This window comes from Stenotrophomonas sp. YJH_SMC_27, from assembly GCF_059369815.1.
In genome coordinates this window covers 84194-106711 of the sequence record NZ_JCAFTA010000008.1, presented here as the reverse complement: position 1 = coordinate 106711, position 22518 = coordinate 84194, and the positions used below count along the sequence as shown (strand labels likewise).

Annotated in this window: 20 protein-coding genes; 1 reads left to right on the top strand and 19 read right to left on the bottom strand. The window is 69.0% G+C overall.

The annotated features are described in order from the left end of the window. Positions 1 to 31 precede the first annotated feature (31 nt). Entirely contained in the window at positions 32 to 1402 is a 1371-nt protein-coding gene (mgtE, locus tag AC5P7R_RS13260; RefSeq protein WP_021203486.1) for a magnesium transporter, read from the bottom strand. A gap of 344 nt (positions 1403 to 1746) precedes the next feature. On the opposite strand from mgtE, the gene AC5P7R_RS13255 reads away from it, so the two are divergent. Next, positions 1747 to 3525: a monovalent cation:proton antiporter-2 (CPA2) family protein gene (locus AC5P7R_RS13255; RefSeq protein ID WP_021203487.1), complete on the top strand. Its 1779-nt coding sequence runs from the start codon at positions 1747 to 1749 to the stop codon at positions 3523 to 3525. Positions 3526 to 3659: 134 nt separating this feature from the next. On the opposite strand, the gene AC5P7R_RS13250 is transcribed toward AC5P7R_RS13255, so the two are convergent. The 18 genes from AC5P7R_RS13250 to AC5P7R_RS13165 form a co-directional block, all read right to left on the bottom strand. Then, positions 3660 to 6998, bottom strand: a complete 3339-nt coding sequence (locus AC5P7R_RS13250) for an ankyrin repeat domain-containing protein (RefSeq protein ID WP_019661701.1) — start codon at positions 6996 to 6998, stop codon at positions 3660 to 3662. Further along, a complete protein-coding gene (locus AC5P7R_RS13245; protein ID WP_014648833.1) occupies positions 6991 to 7251 on the bottom strand; it encodes a YcgL domain-containing protein in 261 nt (86 codons plus the stop codon). Before AC5P7R_RS13245 ends, AC5P7R_RS13250 begins: the two co-directional genes overlap by 8 nt. 160 nt (positions 7252 to 7411) lie before the next feature. After that, on the bottom strand, positions 7412 to 7852 hold the full coding sequence (locus AC5P7R_RS13240; RefSeq protein WP_005420284.1) for a hypothetical protein: 441 nt from the start codon (positions 7850 to 7852) through the stop codon (positions 7412 to 7414). A gap of 61 nt (positions 7853 to 7913) precedes the next feature. Next, complete coding sequence (locus AC5P7R_RS13235) at positions 7914 to 9152, bottom strand: beta-ketoacyl-ACP synthase (RefSeq protein ID WP_021203489.1); 1239 nt, start codon at positions 9150 to 9152, stop codon at positions 7914 to 7916. After that, entirely contained in the window at positions 9152 to 9883 is a 732-nt protein-coding gene (locus AC5P7R_RS13230) for a 3-ketoacyl-ACP reductase FabG2 (protein ID WP_021203490.1), read from the bottom strand. Before AC5P7R_RS13230 ends, AC5P7R_RS13235 begins: the two co-directional genes overlap by 1 nt. Next, entirely contained in the window at positions 9880 to 10335 is a 456-nt protein-coding gene (locus AC5P7R_RS13225; RefSeq protein ID WP_019661704.1) for a hotdog family protein, read from the bottom strand. Before AC5P7R_RS13225 ends, AC5P7R_RS13230 begins: the two co-directional genes overlap by 4 nt. Further along, a complete protein-coding gene (locus AC5P7R_RS13220) occupies positions 10332 to 11516 on the bottom strand; it encodes a beta-ketoacyl-ACP synthase (RefSeq protein ID WP_021203492.1) in 1185 nt (394 codons plus the stop codon). Before AC5P7R_RS13220 ends, AC5P7R_RS13225 begins: the two co-directional genes overlap by 4 nt. Then, a complete protein-coding gene (locus AC5P7R_RS13215; RefSeq protein ID WP_021203493.1) occupies positions 11513 to 12070 on the bottom strand; it encodes a DUF3261 domain-containing protein in 558 nt (185 codons plus the stop codon). The genes AC5P7R_RS13220 and AC5P7R_RS13215 overlap by 4 nt, the downstream gene beginning before the upstream one ends. Then, a complete protein-coding gene (locus tag AC5P7R_RS13210) occupies positions 12058 to 13308 on the bottom strand; it encodes an NAD(P)/FAD-dependent oxidoreductase (RefSeq protein ID WP_021203494.1) in 1251 nt (416 codons plus the stop codon). The genes AC5P7R_RS13215 and AC5P7R_RS13210 overlap by 13 nt, the downstream gene beginning before the upstream one ends. A gap of 53 nt (positions 13309 to 13361) precedes the next feature. Beyond that, positions 13362 to 15737, bottom strand: coding sequence for an MMPL family transporter (locus tag AC5P7R_RS13205; RefSeq protein ID WP_032953699.1), 2376 nt, complete (start codon positions 15735 to 15737; stop codon positions 13362 to 13364). Further along, positions 15709 to 16338 carry a LolA family protein gene (locus tag AC5P7R_RS13200; protein ID WP_021203496.1) on the bottom strand — a complete coding sequence of 210 codons (630 nt, stop codon included), beginning with the start codon at positions 16336 to 16338 and terminating at the stop codon, positions 15709 to 15711. Before AC5P7R_RS13200 ends, AC5P7R_RS13205 begins: the two co-directional genes overlap by 29 nt. Beyond that, positions 16335 to 16760 (bottom strand): acyl-CoA thioesterase, encoded by a 426-nt coding sequence (locus tag AC5P7R_RS13195; protein WP_031270261.1) that lies wholly within the window; start codon positions 16758 to 16760, stop codon positions 16335 to 16337. The genes AC5P7R_RS13200 and AC5P7R_RS13195 overlap by 4 nt, the downstream gene beginning before the upstream one ends. After that, complete coding sequence (locus tag AC5P7R_RS13190) at positions 16753 to 18303, bottom strand: HAL/PAL/TAL family ammonia-lyase (RefSeq protein WP_014038932.1); 1551 nt, start codon at positions 18301 to 18303, stop codon at positions 16753 to 16755. The genes AC5P7R_RS13195 and AC5P7R_RS13190 overlap by 8 nt, the downstream gene beginning before the upstream one ends. After that, complete coding sequence (locus tag AC5P7R_RS13185; RefSeq protein ID WP_021203498.1) at positions 18293 to 19234, bottom strand: lysophospholipid acyltransferase family protein; 942 nt, start codon at positions 19232 to 19234, stop codon at positions 18293 to 18295. Before AC5P7R_RS13185 ends, AC5P7R_RS13190 begins: the two co-directional genes overlap by 11 nt. Position 19235: 1 nt before the next feature. Then, the gene (locus AC5P7R_RS13180; RefSeq protein ID WP_021203499.1) at positions 19236 to 20006 is read right to left on the bottom strand and encodes a glycosyltransferase family 2 protein; all 771 of its coding nucleotides are present in this window, start codon (positions 20004 to 20006) and stop codon (positions 19236 to 19238) included. After that, positions 19996 to 21681: an ApeI family dehydratase gene (locus AC5P7R_RS13175; protein ID WP_111098820.1), complete on the bottom strand. Its 1686-nt coding sequence runs from the start codon at positions 21679 to 21681 to the stop codon at positions 19996 to 19998. The genes AC5P7R_RS13180 and AC5P7R_RS13175 overlap by 11 nt, the downstream gene beginning before the upstream one ends. Continuing rightward, the gene (locus AC5P7R_RS13170; protein ID WP_026347223.1) at positions 21674 to 22225 is read right to left on the bottom strand and encodes a COG4648 family protein; all 552 of its coding nucleotides are present in this window, start codon (positions 22223 to 22225) and stop codon (positions 21674 to 21676) included. Before AC5P7R_RS13170 ends, AC5P7R_RS13175 begins: the two co-directional genes overlap by 8 nt. 22 nt (positions 22226 to 22247) lie before the next feature. After that, positions 22248 to 22505, bottom strand: coding sequence for an acyl carrier protein (locus AC5P7R_RS13165; RefSeq protein WP_006402206.1), 258 nt, complete (start codon positions 22503 to 22505; stop codon positions 22248 to 22250). Between the last annotated feature and the right edge of the window lie 13 nt (positions 22506 to 22518).

Sequence of the window (22518 nt, the reverse complement as noted above, 5' to 3'; positions counted from 1 at the left end):
AGATCCACGTCATGTGTGGATGACGCTCCCGTTACAACAGCGTGCCGTGCAGGATCATGGCGGCGATGCTGAAATAGATCACCAGGCCGGTCACGTCCACCAGGGTGGCCACGAACGGGGCCGAGGCGCTGGCCGGGTCGAAACCGAGCCGCTTGAGGATGAAGGGCAGCATCGAGCCGGACAGCGAACCGAAGGTGACGATGCCGACCAGCGCGGCACCGATGGTGATCGCCAGCAGGATCCAGTGCTCGCCGTAGTCATGCAGGCCACCCAGCTGCCAGATCACGATGCGCACGATGGCCAGGCAGCCGAGGATCGCGCCCAGCACCATGCCGGTGGGCACTTCGCGCAGGGCCACCTTCCACCAGTCGCGCAGGCGCAGCTCGCGCAGCGCCAGGCTGCGGATCAGCAGCGAAGTGGCCTGCGAACCGGAGTTGCCGCCCGAACTCATGATCAGCGGAATGAACAGGGTCAGCACCACCGCGCGCGCCAGTTCGTCCTCATAGTGCTGCATCGCGCTGGCGGTCAGCATCTCGCCCAGGAACAGCACGCTCAGCCAGCCGGCGCGCTTGCGCAGCATCTCCAGGAAGCCGATCTGCATGTAGGGCTTGTCCAGTGCCTCCATGCCGCCGAACTTGTGCGCGTCCTCGGTCGATTCCTCGATCAGCGCGTCGAGCACGTCGTCCACGGTGACGATGCCGAGCATCTGCTGCTGTGCATCGACCACCGGGATCGCCAGCAAGTCGTGGCGACGGATCAGCCGTGCCACTTCTTCCTGGTCCATCAGTGCGTCCACCGTCACCGGTGGATTGACCTGGGCCACGTCCAGGATCGACTCCTCCGGCAGGCCGGTGATCAGCCGGCGCATGGTCACCACCTGCTGCAGCTGCTGGCTGGACGGCTCCAGCACGTAGATCGCGTACACCGTTTCACGGGTGCGCTCGACCTGGCGGATGTGCTGCAGGGTCTGCGCCACGGTCCAGCTGGCGGGTACCGCCACGTACTCGGTGGTCATCAGCGCACCGGCGGTGTTCGGCGGGTAGCTGAGCAGCTTCTGGATGGCCTGGCGGGCGTCGGTGCCCAGCAGCGGGATCAACCGCGCGCGTTCTTCCTCATCCAGCTCATGGACGATGTCGGTGGCGCGGTCGTCGGCCATCAAGCCGAGCAGGGCGGCAGCGCGCGCCGGTGGCAGCGCTGCCACCAGCTCGCCACTGCGGTGCAGTTCCGGCGCTTCCAGCATTTTCACTGCACGCGGCAACGGAAGGGCAGCCAGCGTTTCCGCGCCGCGGGTCAGCTCCAGCGTGTTGAGGAATTCCACCGCATCGGCAGTGTTGAAGTTCGCCAGCGGCGCGGCCAGTGCGGCGGCATCGGCCACCGGGCGCAGCAATTGCTTCTGGTTCATCGGGTTTGCCTTGTGGGGGTGCGACCTCGCGCAACGCCAACGCAGGCAAACCGTCCCGATGTCAGGCGGTGGCCATCGCTGGCGTCGAACGAGGTCGACTTCTACTGTCGCTGGACATGGGTTGGGGACTCCGGGATGCGTGTGCCGGCGGACGCGCCGCCAGCGGCGGGCAGTCTGGACCCGTGGACCATGCAGGTCAACCCGGTCCCGCCGCGGCAGCACCCTGCCCGCAGGTTGTTCTCGTGCATGCACAGGCCGGCGCGCATAATGGCGCGGTGGTGTTCGCCACGCTTTTCCCAACCCGAACGGACGCACAGCGGCTCCCCCGATGACCAGGTATTCCCATGCATAGCGGTGGTCTGGAACTGGCGCTGGTGCTGCTGCTGGCGGCGGTCATCGCCGTGCCGGTGTTCAAGAAGTTCGGCTTCGGCGCGGTGCTGGGCTACCTGGCGGCCGGTGTGGTGCTGGGCCCGGACGGGCTGGGCTTCGTGCAGGACGCCGACCGCATCCTCGGCGCCGCCGAGATCGGCGTGGTGATGCTGCTGTTCGTGATCGGCCTGGAGCTGTCGCCGGCACGCCTGAAGGTGATGCGGCGCTCGGTGTTCGGCGCCGGTGCGGCACAGGTGGCGCTGTCCGGGCTGGTGCTGGGCGGCCTGCTGCTGCTCGACCACTTCCAGTGGAAGAGCGCGCTGGTGGTAGGTGTGGCGCTGGCGCTGTCATCCACGGCGGTGGGCCTGCAGCTGCTGTCCGAGCACAAGGCGATCAACAGCGACCATGGCCGGCTCGGGTTCGCCATCCTGCTGTTCCAGGACCTGATCGCGATTCCGCTGCTGGCGGCCATCCCGCTGCTGGGCGGGGTGAAGAACGAGACTCTGCGCTGGGAAGACGCCGCCGTGGCCCTCGGTGCGCTGGCAGTGGTGATCCTGTGCGGGCGACCGGTGCTGCGCAAGGTGTTCAGCATCATCGCCCGCACCCGCAGCCCGGAAGTGTTCACCGCCACCGCACTGCTGGTGGTGCTGGGCACCGCCTGGTTCATGCAGGAAGCCGGCCTCAGCCCCAGCCTCGGCGCGTTCCTGGCCGGCGTGCTGCTGTCCGATTCGGAGTTCCGGCATGAGCTGGAAGCGCAGATCGAGCCGTTCAAGGGCCTGCTGCTGGGCCTGTTCTTCATCGCGGTGGGCATGGGCATCGACCTGGACCGCATCGCGGCCGAGCCGTGGATGATCGCGGCTGGCGTCGGCATCCTGCTGGTGGTCAAGTTCAGCCTGCTGTACGCGATCGGCCGCATCGCCCGGCTCAGTCCGCGGCAGTCGCTGCTGCTGGGCAGCGTGTTGTGGCTGGGCGGCGAGTTCGCTTTCGTGGTGTTCAACGAAGCGCAGCGCGCGCACCTGCTCGGCAATGCCAACCACGACCGGCTGGTGGCGATCGTGGGCCTGTCGATGGCGATCACGCCGCTGCTGATGATCGCGCTGCTCAAGCTGCTCGGCCAGGAGAAGGCCGCACCGCGCGAGGCAGCCGAGGCCGACAAGGTGGCGCCGGACAACCGCCCCAAGGTGCTGATCGCCGGCATGGGCCGTTTCGGCCAAGTGATCGCGCGCCTGCTGACCGCGCAGAAGGTGCCGTTCGTGGCGCTGGAGGCGAACCCGGACACCGTGGCCGACCTGCGCCGTTTCGGCAACCAGCTGTATTACGGCGACCCGACCCGGCCGGAGATGCTGCGTGCGGCGGGCGGCGAGCACATCGATGTGTTCGTGATCACCGTGGACGACCCGGAGACCAACCTGCGCGCGGTGCGCATGGTGCGCCGGCTGTACCCGGACGCGACGGTGCTGGCGCGTGCGCGCAACCGCCAGCATGCCTGGCGCCTGATGGACATGTCGGCCGAGCCGTTCCGCGAAGTGTTTGGCACCAGCCTGGAGATGAGCGGCCGCGTGCTGACCGCATTGGGCGTGGCGCCGGACGTGGCCGAACGACACGTGCAGCGCTTCCGTGAGCATGATGAGCAGCTGCTGCGTGACCAGTACCTGGTGTACGACGACGAGGCGGCGGTGATCCAGACCTCGCGCGATGCACGCAACGACCTGATGCATCTTTTCGAGGCCGACGCGGAAAGGGACGGCGAGTAGGTGTGCCGACCAACGGTCGGCACCCACCCGATCAATGGCGGACCCGGTAGTGCCGGCCGCTGGCCGGCAATCCCGTGTTCCCGGAGATGTCATGAGGTAGCCGGCCAGCGGCCGGCACTACCCTTTTCCAGCGATCAGCCGTTGTCGCGCAGGAACCGCGCCATCGACGAAACGCCCGGCACGCGCGGTTCGAACTCACCGGCCACGTCGATGAAGCCGCGCATCACGGCGATCTCGCGCGGGCTGCGGTTGAGGCTGTCGCGTGCTTCCGGATCCGCCCCCGCGCGCAGCAGGCGCTGCACCAGCAGCGGCAGGCCATGCAGCGCGGCCAAATGCAACGGGCCGAAGCCGCGCGGATCACGCACGTCCAGGCTCACGTCCTCATCCAGCAGGCGCTCTACCGCCGCCATCACCACCTGCTCGTCGCAGGCGGTACCCGGCTCGGCGCGAGCGCCCAGCAGCAGCAGCAGGGGCGTGACCGAACCGGCGGCGGCCTGGTCCGGCTCGGCGCCCGCCAACAGCAGGGTGTCGAGCAGGGCCAGCAGGCGCGAGCGGTCGCGGGCACTGAAACCGTACAGCGCGGCACAGTGCAGCGGGCCCAGCTGCTGCGCGTCACCGGCATGCACGTCGGCACCGGCAGTGAGCAGGCGCGCGACGATGTCCGGCAGACCCAGCGCCGAGGCCAGCATCAGCACGGTCACCCCGCCCGGCAGGCGATGTTCCAGCTTGGCGCCGGCATCGAGCAGGGCCGAAACGATGTCCACCTGGCGCATGCTGACCGCCGCCGACAGCGGCGTCGCGCCACTGGCCGCGGCGTGCTGCGGATCGGCGCCGCGCGCCAGCAGCAGGTCGGTCACCGCCAGGTGGCCGCCACCGGCTGCACGCAGCAGTGCGGTGCAGCCCTGAGCGTCGACCGCGTCGACGGCAAATCCCAGATCGATCAGGCGGCGCACGGCGTCTACATCACCGGCCATCGCAGCGGCCGGCAGATCGGCCTCGCGCAGGGTACGGCGCGGCAACGGCCACACCCGCCAGTCCAGCCAGTCGGCCAGATCACGGCGACCGATCGACAGCGCCACGCCCAACGGCGTCTGGCCGTCGGCGGCGCGGGCTTCCGGCGAGGCACCGTGCTGCACCAGCAGCTTCAGTGCGCCTTCGCGGGCCAACGCGGTGGCCAGGTGCAATGCGGTCATGCCGTGGCTGTCGCGCGCTTCACGATCAACACCGGCCTTGAGCAGGGCCTGCTGCAGGCGCAGCCAGCCCAGGCGCACCGCGAGCGACAGCGGCGGATCGCCGGCCGGCGAGGCGGCGAACGGATCGGCGCCACGTTCCAGCAGTTCCAGTGCCAGCTGTTCCAGGCCACGGGCGGCCTGGTCGTGCTGCGCACACGCTGCGAGGAAGCGTGCCAGGCCACCGCGTCCGGCCGGCGACAGGCCACGCTGCAGCATGACCTGCAGCGCCGGCACCGCGTCGATGCCGCGCGACAACAGCGCGAACATCGGCGTGTCGGAACAGGCGTCACGCACGTAGGGATCGGCACCGTGGGCCAGCAGCCAGTCGACCGCACGCGGCTCCAGCGCCAGCTCCGGATCGAGCAGCAGGCCACCCAGCTCTTCCGGCTGGCACAGCTTGGCCAGCGCGGCCATGCCTTCGGTGTTGCCGAAGCCCAGCGCTTCGCGCAGCAGGGTCAGCGGCGGGCGGTCCGGCAGCAGGCCACTTGCGCCGGCGGCTTCGCCACGCTCGGCCAGTCCATCGCTGACCGCAGCCGGCAATGGATAGGACGGGTCCAGCAGAGCCACGATCGCCCAGCGGCCGGCTTCGGCGGCATAGTCCACCGCACGGCGGCCGACCGGATCGGTGGCATCGGCGGCGATGCCGAGTTCGACCAGGCGCTTGATCAGCAGCGGCGAGACATCCTCGGCCATCGCCGCCAGCTGCACCGCATTACGGCCTTCGCCGTCCACCGCGACCAGGTCCGGCTTGTGCGGCAGCAGATGCTCGATCACGGCGGCGCGACCTGCACGGGCCGCTTCCAGCCACGGCGTACGGCCCAGCGCATCGCGCGCTTCCAGATTGGCGCCGGCAGCCAGCAGCACGCCGATGATCTCGACGTGACCGGCCAGCGCCGCTTCATGCAACGCGCTGCGACGCTGGCGATCACGCGCGTCGGCCCGCGCCTTGTGCTTGAGCAGCAGCTGCACGCCCGCCGGATCGTCGTCCTCGGTGGCGGCGGCGGCCAGCAGCACCGGGGTGCCATCGGCCGGTTCGCAGCGTGCACCGCGTTCGAGCAGGAAACGGGCCAGGCGCCAGTTGCCGACCTGGCAGGCCACGGCCAGCGGCGACCAGCCCTCGTTGTTCAACGCATCGACTTCGGCGGCGGCATCGCGCAGCAGCGCCGCCACACCCGGGTCGGAACTGCGCGCGGCATGGTGCAGCGGCGTGTTGCCATCGCTGTCGGTGGCACGCGAGTCGGCACCGTTGGCGAGCAGGGTCATCACCGCCTCGGGGCGGCCATGCCAGCTGTCACGGGTGGCGGCCAGCAGCGGGGTCATGCCCCGGTGCGGTGCGTTCACATCGACGCCGCGGGCGATCAGCTCGCGCAGCAGGCGCAGGTCCGGCAGCACCGCTGCCAGCACCGCCAGGCTGCGCTGGTCGCGCCAGTTCGGGTCCGGCAGCGCATACGGATCGGCACCGGCCTGCAGCAGTTGCAGGCCCCGGTCGATGCGGCCATGGCGGGCGGCTTCATACAGCGCCGGGGTCAGCTCCTGCGGCGCCATCGCCTCCAGCGGCGTGGTTTCGACCGCAGCGGAGAACATCGGTTCGCGCTCGTCGCTGGCCGTGGCCAGTGGGCCTGCGCGCAGCGACACCAGCGGTGCCGGCGCCACCCGCTGCAGCAGCAGGTGCAGCACGGGAGACAGCAGCACCACCGCCAGCGCGGCGGGCCAGTGTGCGCTTTCCGGCAGCAGCCCCGGCCAGGCCGGCAGCACCACCAGCGCGGCCAGCGCGATCACCAGCGCGGCCACACCGAGGCCGCGCCAGGCGCCCAGGTCACGCCCCGCCAGCGCCTGCCAGTGCTGGGCCAGGCTGCCGTCGAGGCGTTCGACATCGTTCCACAACGGCCAGGTGCGCCAGGCGGCGAGCAGGCCGGCACTGACCAGCACGCTCAGGCCCAGCACCGCCGCAAGGCTGCCGCTGTCGCGCAGCGCCGCCAGCGGCCAGGCCAGCAACAGCGCCAGCAGCAGCGGCGCGGCCGTCCACAACGCCAGCAGCGCCGGCAGGTCCTGGCGAGCGACCACCTTCAGCGGCAGCAGCGCGCGGCTGCGACGCCACCATGAGATCGCCAGCGCGAACGCTGGCTGCGCCAGTGCGGCCAGGACGGCACCCGGGAAGCCGCCCACGGCGGCGCCCAGCGCCAGCACCGCGCCCGCGGCGAAGGCAATTGACACAAGGCGCGGACGGGAGGCGTCAGTCATAGTGGCGCGGCATCAGGCTGGCCACCGACGGCGGCACCTGCAGGTAGAACCCGCGCTCGCTCATTTCGCTGCGGACCTTTTCCGGGTCAGCCTGCGCCAGGCGGCGCTGGGCATCCAGGGCCACCTCCAGGACGAAGGCGAGCGTCCCCAGCGAGGTGAGCAGCGGCGCGGGCAGCGCGCTGAAATCATCGCGACGGGGAACGTAGACGTAGGTGTCCGGCTTGAGTTGGCTTTTATAGACGTAGGCGTGCATGTCCGCGGGACGATAACCCGGGAAGAGCCATGATTGTGTCGGAAAGCCGACACCGGGGAAAGCCGTCAGCCGACGTTGGCGGCGTGATCGACGGCGTTTCCCCGGCGAGGTTCAGCAATGTGGCGGCGTCGTTCAGCCACGGCTGCCACCACACGGGCGCTTACTTGACCTTGGCGTAGGTGCCCTTCAGCGCGACACCCGCGAGGATGGCACCGGCGTAGCACTCGTAGTTGGTGCTGCTCTTGAACTCGTTCTTCTTGTAATAGCTGACGATGTCGACCACGGCGTTGGCGCCGCGCGACTTGGCACCGTCCTGCAGCGCGCGCAGTGCCGACAACGCAACCCAGCGGCAGGCCTCGGCATCGCTCTTGTTGGCGGCGTTGGTCTTCTTGTTGGTCACGTCTTCGCCCAGGCGCTGCTGCACGCTGACCGGCTGGCCGGCCAGATAGAAGCGCACGCTGCCGTCGATGCCAGCGTCCTTGGCGGCCTGCGAATTGACCAGTTCCTGCAGGGACTGTTCGACACGCGTGTCGCGGGCAGAGGCGGTGGAGGTCAGGGCCAGCAGCGCGGTGGCAGTGGCGATCATGAGAGTGCGGCGCATCGAAACTTCTCCTTGTCAGGGGTGCGGGTGGGTAGCGGAAACAGTGCGGTGGGACGGTGGTTCACTCGCGCCAGCGGCGGAACACCAGCGAGGTGTTGATGCCGCCGAAGGCGAAGTTGTTGCTCATCACGTACTCGGCCTGCAGTTCGCGGCCCTGCCCGGTGATGAAGTCGAGCTGGCCACAGCGCGGATCGACCTCGGCCAGGTTCAGGGTCGGCGCGAACCAGCCGGTGCGCATCATCTCGATGCTCAGCCAGGCCTCGAACGCGCCACAGGCACCCAGCATGTGGCCGACGTAGCTCTTCAGCGAGCTGATCGGCACGCGGCTGCCGAACACCTGTGCGGTGGCCTGGGTCTCGGCGATGTCGCCGTGGTCGGTGGCGGTGCCATGGGCGTTGACGTAGTCGATCTGCGCCGTGTCCAGGCCGGCATCTTCCAGCGCCAGGCGCATCGCCTGGGCCATGGTGTCGGCGCTGGGCTGGGTGACGTGCTGGCCATCGCTGTTGGTGCCGTAGCCGACCACCTCGGCCAGGATGGTGGCGCCACGCGCCTGCGCGTGTTCCAGGTCCTCCAGGATCAGCGTGCAGGCGCCCTCGCCCAGTACCAGGCCATCACGGCCGGCATCGAACGGGCGCGGGGTGGTCTGCGGCGCGTCGTTGCGCACGCTGGTGGCGAACAGCGTGTCGAACACCGCCGCAGCGGTGGCATCGAGCTGCTCGGCACCGCCGGCCACCATCACCGTCTGCTTGCCGCTGCGGATGGCTTCATAGGCCGCGCCCACACCCTGGCTGCCCGAGGTGCAGGCGCTGGACGTGGTGTACACGCGCCCGGACAGGCCGAAGAACACGCCGATGTTGACCGGCGCGGTGTGGCTCATCATCTTCAGGTAGGTGGTGGCACTGATGCCATCGGTGGTGAACTCGTTGAGCATGCGCCCGAATTCACCGGTGGCCTCATGGCTGCCCGACGAGGAACCATAGGCCACGCCGGTACGGCCGCTGCGCAGCACCGGATGCTCGTGCAGGCCGGCTTCGCGCAGTGCCACCTCAGTGGCGCGCACCGACATGATCGCGACCTTGCCCATCGAGCGGGTGGTCTTGCGGTTGTAGTTGGGCGGCAGCGCGAAATCCTGCGCCGGCGCCGCCAGCTTGGTGTTCAGCCCGGCATACACATCCCATTCGGGCATCGCGCGCACCGCATTGCGGCAGCTGCGAAGATGCGCTTCGATGGTGGGCCAGTCGTGGCCGAGCGGACTGATGGCGGCGGCGCCGGTGACCACCACGCGACGATCGGCGGCCATCAGAGCATGCCTCCGTTCACCGAGATCACCTGGCGGGTGATGTAGCCGGCCGGCTCGGACAGCAGGAACGCCACCGTCGCCGCCACTTCGTCGGGACGGCCGACGCGGCCGGCGGGAATCAGCTTGAGCGCGTGTTCAACCACTTCATCGTTGAGCATTTCGGTTTCGATCAGGCCCGGAGCCACGCAGTTGACGGTGATCTGGCGGCTGGCCAGTTCCAGCGCCAGCGCCTTGGTGGCACCGATGATGCCGGCCTTGGCAGCACTGTAGTTGACCTGGCCGCGGTTGCCGGCCAACCCGGATACCGACGACAGGGTGACGATGCGGCCCGGCTTGCGCCGCCGTACCATCGGCATGATCAGCGGATGCAGCACGTTGTAGAAGCCATCCAGGTTGGTGTGGATGACCTGGTCCCAATCGTCCTCCGACAGCGCCGGGAAGGCGCCGTCACGGGCGATGCCGGCATTGCAGACCACGCCGTAATACGCGCCATGTGCCTCGACATCGGCTTCCAGCGCGGCCCTCGCGGCCTCGCGGTCGGCCACGTCGAACACCAGCACGCGGGCCTGCTGGCCCAGTGCCTGGATCTCAGCCTCCACGGCCTGTGCCTCTTCCAGGCGGCTGCGGCAATGCACCACCACGTCGAAGCCATCGCGCGCGATGCGCAGCGCAATGGCCCGGCCGATGCCCCGGCTGGCGCCGGTCACCAGCACGCTTCGATTCCCTGTCATGCCTGTCCACTCTCCAGATAGGCCATCGCGTCGGCCGGTTCGTACACCGACACGTTGGCTGTCGCCCATTCGTCCTCACCTGCCAGGATGCGGCAGGCGAACATCCCCAATCCATTGTCACCCAACAGCTCGCAGCGCGCCTGTACGCGCAGTCGCGAACCGCTGGGGAAGCTGCTGCGCGCGCTGCTGTAGCGGCGGCTGCCGAGCAGGAAGCCCAGCTGCGGCGGCTTGCCGGCCGCTCGCGCGCGGCAGCCGGCCCAGGCCGCGATGGCCTGCGCCATGTATTCGATGCCGACCCACGCCGGCACTTCGCCGTTCTCCACGAACAGGCCGGCCTCGGGCACCACCAGTTCGGCCTCGAGGGTGTCCTGGTCCCAATGCGTGATGCGCTGCAGCAGGCACATGTCCTGGCGGTGCGGCACCACCTCTTCGATTGCATACAACGTGTTCATCGACGCTCCAGTGCCAGCACGGCATTGCTGCCGCCGAAGGCGAACGAATTGCTCAGCACCCGCCGCGGTGGCTGCGCAAGGCGCGTGCCCGGTGCGACCAGCGGCAGCACCGGCAGTGCCGGGTCGGCCACGCCGTCCCACCAGTGCGGCGGCAGCAGCTGCTGCGGGTTCTCGGCCAGCACGATCCAGCACAGCGCCGCCTCGATGGCACCCGAGGCACCCAGCGTGTGGCCGGTCAGCGGCTTGGTCGAACTGGCTGGCACGCTGTTGCCCAGCACCTGCGAGACCGCCAGGCTTTCCATCGCATCGTTGTGGCCGGTGGCGGTGCCATGCAGGTTCACGTAATCCACTTCGTCTGCGCCCCAGCCTGCGCGCAGCAGCGCCTGCTGCAGCGCATCGATGGCACCCAGCCCCTGCGGGTCGGGCGCGGACATGTGGTGGGCATCGGCCGACTCACCCCACCCCGCCAGGCATACCGGGCCGGGTTCGCGGGTGAGCAGGAACAGCGCGGCACCCTCGCCGATGTTGATGCCGGCGCGGTGCTGCGAGAACGGGTTGCAGCGTGCCGCCGACACCGATTCCAGCGCGCTGAAGCCAGCCACGGTGAAGCGGCACAGCGAATCGGCGCCACCGGCGATCACCGCATCGACGATGCCGGCGCGCAGCATGCGCGCGGCTGACATCAGTGCCTTGGCACTGGACGAACACGCGGTGGACAGGGTCCACGCCGGTCCCTGTGCGCCGCTGCGCTGGCGCACGAACTGCGCGGCGGTGCCCATTTCCTGCTGGGCGTAATCGAAGCCCTGCGGCCACTGGCCCTGTTCAGCGTGGCTGCGCAGGGCCTGCTCGGATTCACCGATGCCCGAGGTGCTGGTGCCCAGCACCACCGCCACGCGCTCGGCACCATGGCGGGCAATCGCCGCGGCCACCGCCGGTGCGATCTGCGCCAGCGCCACGTCCAGCAGGGCGTTGTTGCGCCCGCGCAGGGCCACCGGCAGGTCTTCCAGCGCCGGCAGCGGCGTGCGGACCTCTCCCAGCGCCAGGGTGCGCCCCGGCAGCAGGCTGTCGTTGTCGCTGAGCCCGCCCGGCACATCGGCGAACATCGCCGACGCGACCGCAGTGCGGCCATCGCCGAGCGCGCAGACCACGCCCAGGTCGTTCAGGTAGATCGGTGCACTCATGGGTCCTGCCCGGCCATATCGATCGATTCGATGCGCAGCGCATAGCCTTCGGCGCGGTTGTCCAGCTGCACGCTGCCATCGTCCAGGCGCTGCAGCAGCAGCCACACCGTGCCGTCGCGCGACAAGCTGCGCTGGTGGCCGTCGTCGATGACCTCCCAGCCGGCCGGCAGCGCTGCGGCGATGGCCGCGGTCGGCCACAGCGCGAACTGCAGGTCATCCAGCACACGCTCGGCACGCACCTGCGGCGGCAACCACGGCGCACGCTGCTGGGTCAGCTGCTGGCCGTCCCACTGCAGGCGCACGCCGGTCTGGCCCATCGCCTGCACCGCCAGCTGCACCCGCTGTGCATCGGCTTCCAGCAGCGCATCGAGGTCGCGCTCATGGCTGCCGAAACGGAAGTGCAGCTGCTGCTGCAGCGCCAGCGGCGCCGGCAGGCTGGCCGGCGACAGGCGCAGCGGCGGCAGTTCCACCTGTGGCTTGGGCATGCGCCCGGCACAGGCGGCCAGCAGCAGGCACAGCAGCAGGGCCGCAGTACGGAAGATCAGGCGCTGCACAGTTCCTCCAGCACGCGCATGCGACGGCCGCTTTCGTCGGCCACATACGGGTTGTTGGTGTCCCAGGCGTAGCCGGCCAGGATGGAGCTGATCATGTCGCGCACTTCGGGCTGCTGCTGCGGGTGGTAGATGATCTTCTGGAAACCGCCGTCGTACCAGCTTTCGACGAAGCGGCGGAAGGTCTTCACGCCGGCGCGCAGCGGGATCGAGAATTCAGCTTCCCAGTCGACGGTTTCACCGGCATAGCGGCGCGCCAGGCATTCGCTGGCCAGCTGCGCGGACTTGAAGGCAATGGTCACACCGGACGAGAACACCGGATCGAGGAACTCGCCGGCGTTGCCCAGCAACGCGTAGCCGGGCCCCCACAGCGAACTGACGTTGGCCGAGTAGCCGGTGATGCGGCGCACCGGCAGCACCGCCCATTCGGCGTTGGCCAGCAGGCGGGTCAGGTTGGGGTCCTCGCCGACGATGGCCTGCAGCTTCTGCAGGTCGTCACCCTCGTAGCGCTCGAAGAACGACGGCTCGGCGACCACGCCCAGCGAGCAGCAGCCGTTGGAGAACGGGATCGTCCAGTACCAGACGTCGATGTGCTCGGGATGGGTGGTGATCAGGATCTTGTTGCGGTCGAAGTCCGCTTCGGCCGGAATGTTGTCGCGCACGTGGCAGAAGATCGCGCCGCGCACCGGGAAGTTGGACGGCGACTCCAGCTGCAGCAGCCGCGGCAGCAGGCGCGCGAAGCCGGAGGCATCGAGGATGAAATCGGCCTCGATGCGGTATTCACTGCCGTCCGGGCGGCGCACCGTCACCGCCGGTTGCTCGCCCGGCTCGACCGCAAGCACTTCGTCGCCGAAGCGCAGCGTGGTGCCCATGCGCTCGGCACCGCGTGCCAGCACGTTGTCGAAGTCGGCGCGCTGCACCTGGTAGGTGGTGCCCCAACCCGGCGAGAACTTCTTCCTGAAGTCGAATGCAGTGCGCGCTTCGCCGTGCACGAAGGCGGCACCGTTCTTGTACTGGAAGCCCGCCTCGACCACATCCTGCAGCAGGCCGGCCGCCTCGATGTACTCCATGCTCTGCGGCAGCAGGCTTTCGCCGATGGAGAAGCGTGGGAACTGCTGGCGTTCCAGCATCAGCACCTGGCGGCCCTGCTGGCGCAGCATCGCCGCAGCCACCGAACCGGCCGGGCCCGCGCCGATGATCAGGATTTCAGTACGTTCGACAGCATCCACAGCAGTGTTCATCGGTGCGTCCTTGTTGCTCGATCAAGTGGAAAGAAGGAAGTCGGAAAACAGGCTCAGGCCGGCGGCAGATCGTGCGGCGGCGGACGGAACAGCGGCGAGATCAGCCAGACCAGGCCGATGCCGAACAGCAGGGTCAGGCCGAACGCGCGCAACGCCGGGGTCTGCGACAGGCCCAGCAGACCGAACGACAGCCAGGTACTGGCCGCGCCCACGCACACCGCCAGCCAGGCACTGGCATCACCGCGGTGCTCGATCAGGAAGATGCCGTAGTCGATGCCCATGCCCAGCAGCAGCATCAGCGCCAGCACGTTGAACAGCTGCAGCGGCTGGCCGAACAGGCCCAGCAGGCCCAGGGTCAGTGCACCGGCAATCAGGGTCGGTGCGAACACGCGCCAGGCTTGGCGTCGGTAGCGCAGCCACAGCGCGCCGAACACCAGCACGATGCCGACCAGCAGCAGGCCGCCCATCAGCTTGCGGTAGTGGCCCAGCAGCTGCGAGAAGTCGGCGGTACGGTCCACCCAGCGCACGCCGGGCAGGCCCTCGGCCGCGCCACGCAGGGTGGTCAGCGCATCGGCACGCGACAGGTCATCGACCATCACCACGCTGATCATCTGCCCGCCCACCGCGCCCACCCACAGGTGACGGAACGGCTGCGAGGCGGGCGAGGCCAGAAAGGCTTCGGCGGTAAGCGGCGCATCCGCGAACTGCGGACGCTGCAGCGGCTCTCCCACCGCCTCGGACACGGCCGACAGCACGCCAGGTTCCACCTTCGCGGTCAGCGCGGCATCGGCCTGCTGGCGCGCCGGCGACGGCAGCCAATCGCTGATCGCGCGATAGCCACCAATGCGCTTGTCGTTGGCCAGTACACGCAGGCGCTCGGTCAGTGCTTCCTCGCGCTGCAGCAGCTGCGCAGCATCCGCGCCCTGCACCAGGTAGAACTGCGCCGGGCTGGGCATGCCCAGCAGCTGGCTCAGGCGGATCTGCTGCGCCATCAACGCTGGCGGTGATGACTGCAGGCTGCGCAGGTCGTCGTTGCTGTGCAGGCGTGCGATGCCGATTGCAGACAGTGCCAGCGTGATCACCACGAACATCGTCACCGCGCGACGGCCATGCAGGCGCGGGAAACGTTCCAGCGTATTGCCCAGCCACTGCGAGAACCGGGTCTGGCGGATCTCGCCGCCATCGAGCCACGGGAACCAGAAGATCACCGTGAGGAAAGCAGCCGCCAGACCGACCACCGAGAACAGTGCCATCTGGCGCAGGCCCGGGAACGGGGCCAGGCCCAGTGCCAGGTAGGCCAGCGCGCTGGTCAGCAGGGCCAGCCACAGGCCGGGCAGCAGGTGCCGCAGCAGCTTCCAGCGACGATCGGCCGGCTCGGCCTGGCGCGAGGCGAACCAGTGAATGCCGTAATCCTCGGCCACACCCACCAGCGATGCACCGAACACCAGGGTCAGCACGTGCACCTTGCCAAACACCAGCACGGTCACCGCCAGTGCCACGCCGCAGCCGATCAGCAATGACGCGGCGACCAGCAGGATCGGGCGCAGCGAACGGAACGCCAGCCACACCAGCAGCAGCACCGCGGCCAGCGAGCCCCAGCCGATCGTGTTGATCTCACGGTTGGCCTGCACTGCGGCTGCCTCGGCATGCAGCGGCACGCCGGCGTGCAGGATCTCCAGCTCCGGTGCTACGGCCTTGGCCGCCTTTCCGGCGCGTTCCAGCAGGCCATCGAGATGGCGTTCGCCGTCAAGCTGGAATGCCGAACCAGGTGTATCGAACTGCAGCACGGCCCAATGCCTGCCCTCGGCTTCCAGCAGGCCGTCATCGCCCAGCCGCAACCCCGAGCCCTGCGCCTGCTGCTGCCACCATTGCGGCCACAGCGACAGCGGGTCCTGGCGCCAATCGGTCAGGCGTGGGGCGCCCATCGGACCGTACAGCGCAGCCAACGCCTGCTCCGCCAACGCGCCCGGCTCGCTGCCCTGCAGCTGCTCGCGCTGGGCCGGGGTCAGCAGGCGGTCGCGGTACGGCGCGTAGAACGCGCGCGCCTCATCGAACCAGCCCTCGATGGAACCACTGGGCACCAGCAACGCGTGATCGGCATCCTTGGCCATAGCCGCAGCGAACGCGGACTGCGCGCGCTTGGCGGCGGCACCGTCCTGGCTGCCCAGCAGCACCACCACCTGCCGTGAACTGCCATCGGCGATGCGCCGGGTGACGTCGCTCAACAGGCGGTCACGCGCATCCTGCGGCAGCAACGCGAGGATGTCGGTGTCGATCCGCGATTGCTGGCTCCACAGCTGCCACTGCTGTGCGCCCAGCGCCAGCAGCAGCACCAGCCAGGCGATGCCCAGCCAGTGCCACCAGCGCCGCAGGCGGTCCGGTGCGTTCGATGCCACGGCCTCACTCAAAGCGGCGGGCCTCGTCGGCATTGAGCGTGGCCGGCGCCTCGCTCAACGCGCTGAACTGGATCTGCGTGCGGTCCTTGTTGGCCTCGACGATCTCGACCTGGCGCACGTAGCGGTCACCTTGCAGGGTCAGCGACTGGAAGGCCTTGGCCAGCATCGCCGACTTCGGCGTCAGCCGCAGCCGCCAGCCCTGCCCTTCACGACTGGCCGCCACGTTGAACTGGCTGGACAGCGCCTGCACGTCGCCACTCATCAGCGCGAACATGATCGCGTTGACCGAACGCATCGCCGGCTGCTGCCGTGCATCGAGCTCGACACGGGTGCTGCCATCGCGCTGGCGGCTGAGGATGCGGTCGGCGGTCACCACCACTTCGGAGGGGAACGGCTTGAGCGTGGTCCAGATCACGCCGTGCCGGCGGGCGACCACGAACTGGCCCTGCGAGCGCAGCGGGTTCCTGAAGCCGCTGACCTGCTTTTCCTGGCTGAACTGGCCACGCAGCACGTCCGGCCGCGCCACCGCCTGGGTGATCGCATCAATGGCGGGGTCGGCCGCCTGCACCTGCGGTGCGGCAACGAAAATCAGCGCGCACAGCAGCGCGCTGGAAAGACGGACAAGGGTGTTCACGGTGCAGGCACTCCCAGGCGTTCCCACAGTACCGGCGGGCACTGGTACTGCATTTCCTTGCTGGCCGCGTCCACCGCGACCTGGATGGTCATCGCGCGGGTCAGCACCTGGCCGTTTTCCGCATCGAGGATTTCGTACTCGATCTTCAGCCGGTTCTCCCATTCCACGATGCGCGCGACCACGCGCAGGGCCTGGTTGAACAGCAGCGGCCGCACGTACTTCACCCGCGCATCGACCACCGGCCACAGGTAGCCCGACTCGAGCATCTGCGGATAGTCGTAGTCGTAGCGCCCGAGCAGCGCGCAGCGCGCGATCTCGAAGTACTTGAAATAGTTGCCATGCCAGACCACGTTCATCGGATCGCAGTCATGGAAGGCGGGCGTCAACGCAATTTCGCCAACCCGTTCAATAACCTCATTCACCGGCGTACAGCTCCCAACGTTGCGCGCGGATCTCCACCAGCAGTTCCCGCAGTTCGCGATCCAGCGCGCGGTCTTCTTCAACCAGGGCGATGCGCTGCCCCAGGTCGGCGTACATGTCGGCCAGACTGCCATGCAGCTGCGCGTTCAGGCCAACCCGTTCGCGCAGGGCCAGGCCCTGGCGGGCAGCGATCAGCATCGCGGCCACCACCTGTTCAGTCAGTTCGATCACGCGCAGGCAGTCACGCGCGGCGATGGTGCCCATGCTGACCTTGTCCTGGTTGTGGCATTCGGTCGAACGCGAGAACACGCTGGCCGGCATGGTCTGCTTCAGCGCTTCGGCGGTCCACGCCGACACGCTGATCTGCAGTGCCTTCAGGCCATGGTTGATGGCCGCGCGCGGGCCGGTGGCCGCCGACAGGTTGGCAGGCAGCCCATGGTTGTAGCGGGCATCGACCACCAGTGCCAGCTGGCGGTCGAGCAGATCGGCAACGTTGGCCACGGTGTTCTTCAGGGTGTCCATCGCCAGCGCGATGTGGCCCCCGTAGAAGTGGCCGCCATGCAGGATGCGCTCGCCGTCGGCATCGATCAGCGGATTGTCGTTGGCGCTGTTCAGTTCGGTTTCGATCAGCTGGCGCAGGAACGGCAGGCTGTCCTCCAGCACGCCGATCACATGCGGCGCGCAGCGCAGCGAATAGCGGTCCTGCAGGCGCTGTTCATTGCGCGGCGGACGCTCGCTGTGCAGGTCGCTGCGCAGGCGCGCGGCGATGCGGCCCTGGCCCGGATGCGGCTTGGCCGCGAACAGGGTTTCGTCGAAGTGGTGCGCGTTGCCGTCGCTGGCCAGCACGTTGAACGCGGTCAGGCGCGTGGCCATGCGTGCCAGGTAGTCGGCGCGCTGCCAGGCCAGGCAGGCCAGGCCGGTCATCACGGCGGTGCCGTTCATGATCGCCAGGCCTTCCTTCGGCCGCAGCTTCAGCGGGGTCATGCCGATCTTCGCCAGCACCTCGGCTGCCGGCCGCACGCGGCCGTCGTGCAGCACCTCGCGCTCGCCGCACAGCACCGCCGCCACGTAGGACAGCGGCGTGAGGTCACCACTGGCACCGACCGAGCCTTCGGCCGGAATCATCGGCAGCACGTCGTGCTGCAGCAGCGTGGCCAGGCCTTCCAGCAGCGGCACACTGACACCGGACATGCCACGCACCAGCGAGGCCAGGCGCGCGGCCAGCACCGCACGGGTCTCGACCGGGTCCAGGTAACGGCCCAGGCCGCAGCCATGGTAGGTGTACAGGTGGTGCGGCAGTTCAGCCACCAGTGCCGGCGGGATGTTCACCGTGCACGAATCGCCATAGCCGGTGGTCACACCGTAGATCACGCCATCCTCGCGCAGCAGTCGGTCGAGGAAGTCGGCGCCGCGCTGGATGTGCGCGCGGAACGCCGGCGCGTCGCTCAGCGCGGCCTCGCACTGGCGCTGGGCCAGGGCAACCACGTCTTCGATGGTCAACGGTGCATCGCCAAAGCGGCACACGGGTACGGCGTCAGTCGTCATGCGGAGCCTGATCCCAGAAGGGGAAGAAATTGAACCAGTCCAACGGGGACTGGATGACCTGCAGTTCCAGCCAGCGCGCGAAGCGCTGTGCCTGTTCGGCCAGTGCGGCGTCGCGCGAGCCACGCGGCAGCACGATGCGGTCGGCGAACTGTTCGAATGCAACGCGATAGCCCTCGCCCTGGTGCAGGCAGGCCATGGTGTAGACCGGGCACCCCAGCGCGGCGGCGAGTACATAGGCGCCGATCGGGAACGGGGCGCGGTGGCCAAGGAAATCGGCGGTGACGCTGCGGCCACCCTGTACCGGCGTGCGGTCGCCGACGATGGCAACGAAGCCCCCCGCCGCAACGCGCTCGGCCAGCATCACCGCCGTGGCCGGCCCCATTTCGGTCACCTGCACCAGTTCCACCGCCGCCAGCGGGTCCAGCCGCTGCAGCAGACGGTTGAAGCGCTGCGCGTGTGCGGTATGCACCAGCACGGTGATGCGGAATCCCGGCACCTGCTCGGCCAGCACCTGGCACAGCTCCAGGCAGCCGATGTGCGCGGTGAGGATCAGCCCGCCCTCGCGGCGCGCGATCTTCTGCAGCACCAGGTCGCGGTGCAGGTGGATGCGTTCGGCCGGGTAGCGCCCGCCCAGGCCGAGGATCTTGTCCAGCATCGTGTCGGCGAAGGTAAAGAAGTGGCGCAGGCTGTCACGCCGTTTCGGCGCGCGGCCGAGCACGCCGCTGTGCGCCTGCAGCCGCTGCAGGTACTGCATCGAGGCCTGGCGCCCTACACGGTTGCCCAGCCAATGGCAGGCCACCACCGGCCACACGCACAGGCGGAACGGCCAGCGCCCGAACCAGCGGTGCACCCAGCACAGGAACAGCACGCCGGCCACCGAGGTGGATTCGCCGATGTCGGCCCAGTGTGGGGCGCCCTGCGCGGCCGTCATCTCAGCGCTGCCCCCGCAGGCGGCGCCACAGCAGGCGCGGCGCGCGCCAGAGCATCCCGAAGAACAGACGGGTATGCATGCGGCTGATGCGCACGTTGTCGCGCCACACATCGAAGTGCGACACGCCATCGGCAGGATAGGTCACGCGCGTGGCCAGGTGCTCGACCGGCAGCCCGCGCCAGTACAGGCGCACCATTATTTCGGTATCGAAGTCCATGCGCCGGCCGATGGTCTCTTCACCGATCACGCGCAGCACCGGCGGCAGTGGATACACGCGGAAGCCGCACATGGTGTCGCGCAGGTGCAGCGACAGCGTGTTGATCCAGACCCAGATGTGGGTGGCGTAGCGACCGTACAGGCGCGCCTTGGGAACACTGGCGTCGTAGGCCGGAATGCCACAGATCACTGCACCCGGGTGCAGGCGCGCGGCTTCGATGAAGCGTGGCAGGTCAGCCGTATCATGCTGGCCGTCGGCATCGATCTGCAGCACGTGGCTGTAGCCTCGCGCGCCGGCCTCGGCGAAACCGGCCAGCATTGCCCCGCCCTTGCCCTGGTTCACGTCCAGGCGCAGCAGGTCGACACCCTGGCGTTGTGCCAGCGCGCGCAGCACCGCCGCGCACCCATCGTGCGAACCATCGTCGACCAGCAGGCAGGGCAGTCCCGCGGCCTGCACGCCGTCGAGCACCGCCGCGATGGCGTGCTCGTGATCGTAGACGGGAATCACCACCAGTGGCGCGAATGCGGCACCGGCAACGGCCGGATCAGTCCGCATCGGCGAAGACCACTTTGCCGCTGGCATGCACACCATGGCTGGAGGTGTAACGGAAGGCCAGCGCGCTGCGTGCGGCATCCCAGTCCAGCTGCAGGGTCAGCTCATCGCCGGGGCGGGCCACGTGCTGGAATTTCACCGCATCCATGCGCAGAAACGCTGCCGGCATTGCGAACACCTGGCGGCCGAAACGCACCGCCCAATCCAGCTGCGCCACGCCGGGCAGGATCGCTGCCTGGGGGAAGTGGCCCTGGAACGGCCGCAGCGTCGGGTCCAGGGTCATGCGCAGGGTGGCGCTGGCGGCGTCGCGGCGGTCCCAGACCGGCACCGGCATCAGTGGCTGGAACAGCGCTGCCAGCGCCGCCTGGGTTACCTTGCCCTGCGCATTGATCGGCAGCGCCTGCACCAGGCGCCAACGGCGCGGCCGGGTCACTGCGTCATGCGCGTGCGCCAGGCGCGCACCAAGGCGCTGGCCCAGGGCGCGGCGCGCGGTGTCGCCACCCGCCAGCAGCGCCCGGTCAGCCGGTACCACCACGGCCGCCAGCTGCTCGCGCTGGCCGGGCAGGACCAGCACGCGCGCGTCGTCCACTTCGGCGTCTTCGCGCAGCGCGCGCTCCAGTGCATCCAGCGAGACGCGGCGTTCTTCGATCTTGACGATGCGATCGGCCCGGCCCAGCAGGCGGAACCGGCCATCGGCCAACGCTTCCACGCGGTCCTGGGTACGCCACCAGTCGAGGGTTTCCAGATGCGCCGAGGCGACGGCCAGGCAGCCATCCTCGATGCGCCACTGCACGCCCGGCAACGGTTGCCACGGTGGCAGGTCGGTGTCCCAGCGGCGCCAGGCGATGCCACCGGTTTCGCTGCTGCCGTAAACCTCGGTCGGCGCCACACCCAGCCACTGCCGCACCTGGCGTGCGGCTTCTTCCGGCAGCGGGCCGCCTGAGGAGAACACCGCGCGCAGGCGGCCATGCAGGCTGGCCCAGTCCAGCTGCTCGGGCAGGCGCTTGAGGTGGGCTGGCGTCGCCACCAGCACCGTGTCGGTACCGGCCAGCGCACCCACCAGGTCTTCATGGAAGAACCGGCGTGGATGGATCAGGCGGCCGGCGGCCAACGGCCACAGCACGCGGAACAGCAGGCCGTAGATGTGCTGGTGGGATACCGTGCCATGCACCTGCACGCCCTCCATCTGTGCGCCGAACGCAGCCTGCAGCGCATCCACCTCGCGCGCCAGCTGGTCCAGCCGCTTGCCGATCGCACTCGGCTGGCCGGTGCTGCCGGAGGTGAACACGCACAGCTCGCAGGCGCGCTCGTCCAGCGCCTGCAGCCCGTCGTCCAGCGTGGCGTCCAGCGCCGCCAGCGGGCGATAGTCGGCCGACACGTCGCCTGCGAAACCGCTCACCTGCGGTTGCAGCGCCTGCAACGTGGCCGGCAGGTTGTCGGCGGCCAGGAACACCCGCTTGCCGGCATGCCAGGCACCGAACAACGCCGCGGCAAAGGCCACCGCATCATCGAAATACAGGGCCCAGTCACGCCCTTCGGTCGTCGCAAATGCGGCGCGCCAGGCCAGCACGCGCTGGCGGAAGTGGGCGTGGTCGATCACCTCGCCATCGCAGACGCCAACGCTTCGATGCGGCAGCGCCGCCAGCAGCAGCCTGTCAAGGGCAATCCACTCAGCCATGCGCGTGCGCCGCCTTCACCCGCCGCCGCACCAGCCACTCACCTGCGAACAACACGCCCATCATGACGTACGCCAACAATCCGTTGTAGAGCATCCAGGCCCGGTCCGACGCGTACAGCGCGGTCAGCAGGGCCAGGCTGCCGTTGAGAACGAAAAACCCGCACCACACCTGGGTGACGCGTCGGGTATAGGCCACCGCGAACGGGGGCAGGTCCGGCTCCTGCAGCCGCGCCAGGCGCTCCACCAGCGGTGGCCCGAAGCGCAGGCTGGTGCCGAACACTGCCAGCATCACCGCATTGACCAGCGCCGGGTACAGCTTCAGTGGCAGGGCCTGGTTGAGCACGGTAGCCAGTACCGCCAGCAGGCCGGTGCCCGCCGCTGCGGCCCACCACAGCGGCTGGCGCGAACTCAGCGCGCGCAGCAGGGCCAGGGTGAACAGCAGCAGCGACAGCCAGCGTGGCTCGAAACGACCCATCGCCAGGTACACCAGTACCGGGTAGGCCAGCGAGATCGCAGCCACCACGACCGTGCGTGCGCGTGCCATGGTGGAGCCGTCGGCGCTGCGGTCAGGCGGCTGCCTGGTCCGGCAGCAGCCTGTGCACCACATCGACGATGTCCTGCACGGTACGCACGGCCTTGAACGCTTCCGGCTGCAGGTTGCGGCCGAGCAGCGGCTTGAGCTGCACGATCAGGTCCACCGCATCGATGCTGTCGATGTCCAGGTCGTCGTACAGGCGGGCTTCCGGGGTGATCCGGGCCGTTTCGATCTCGAAGCTGTCGGTCAGGATGCTGACGATGCGTTCGAACAGTTCATTCTTGGTCATGGCAATTCCTGGC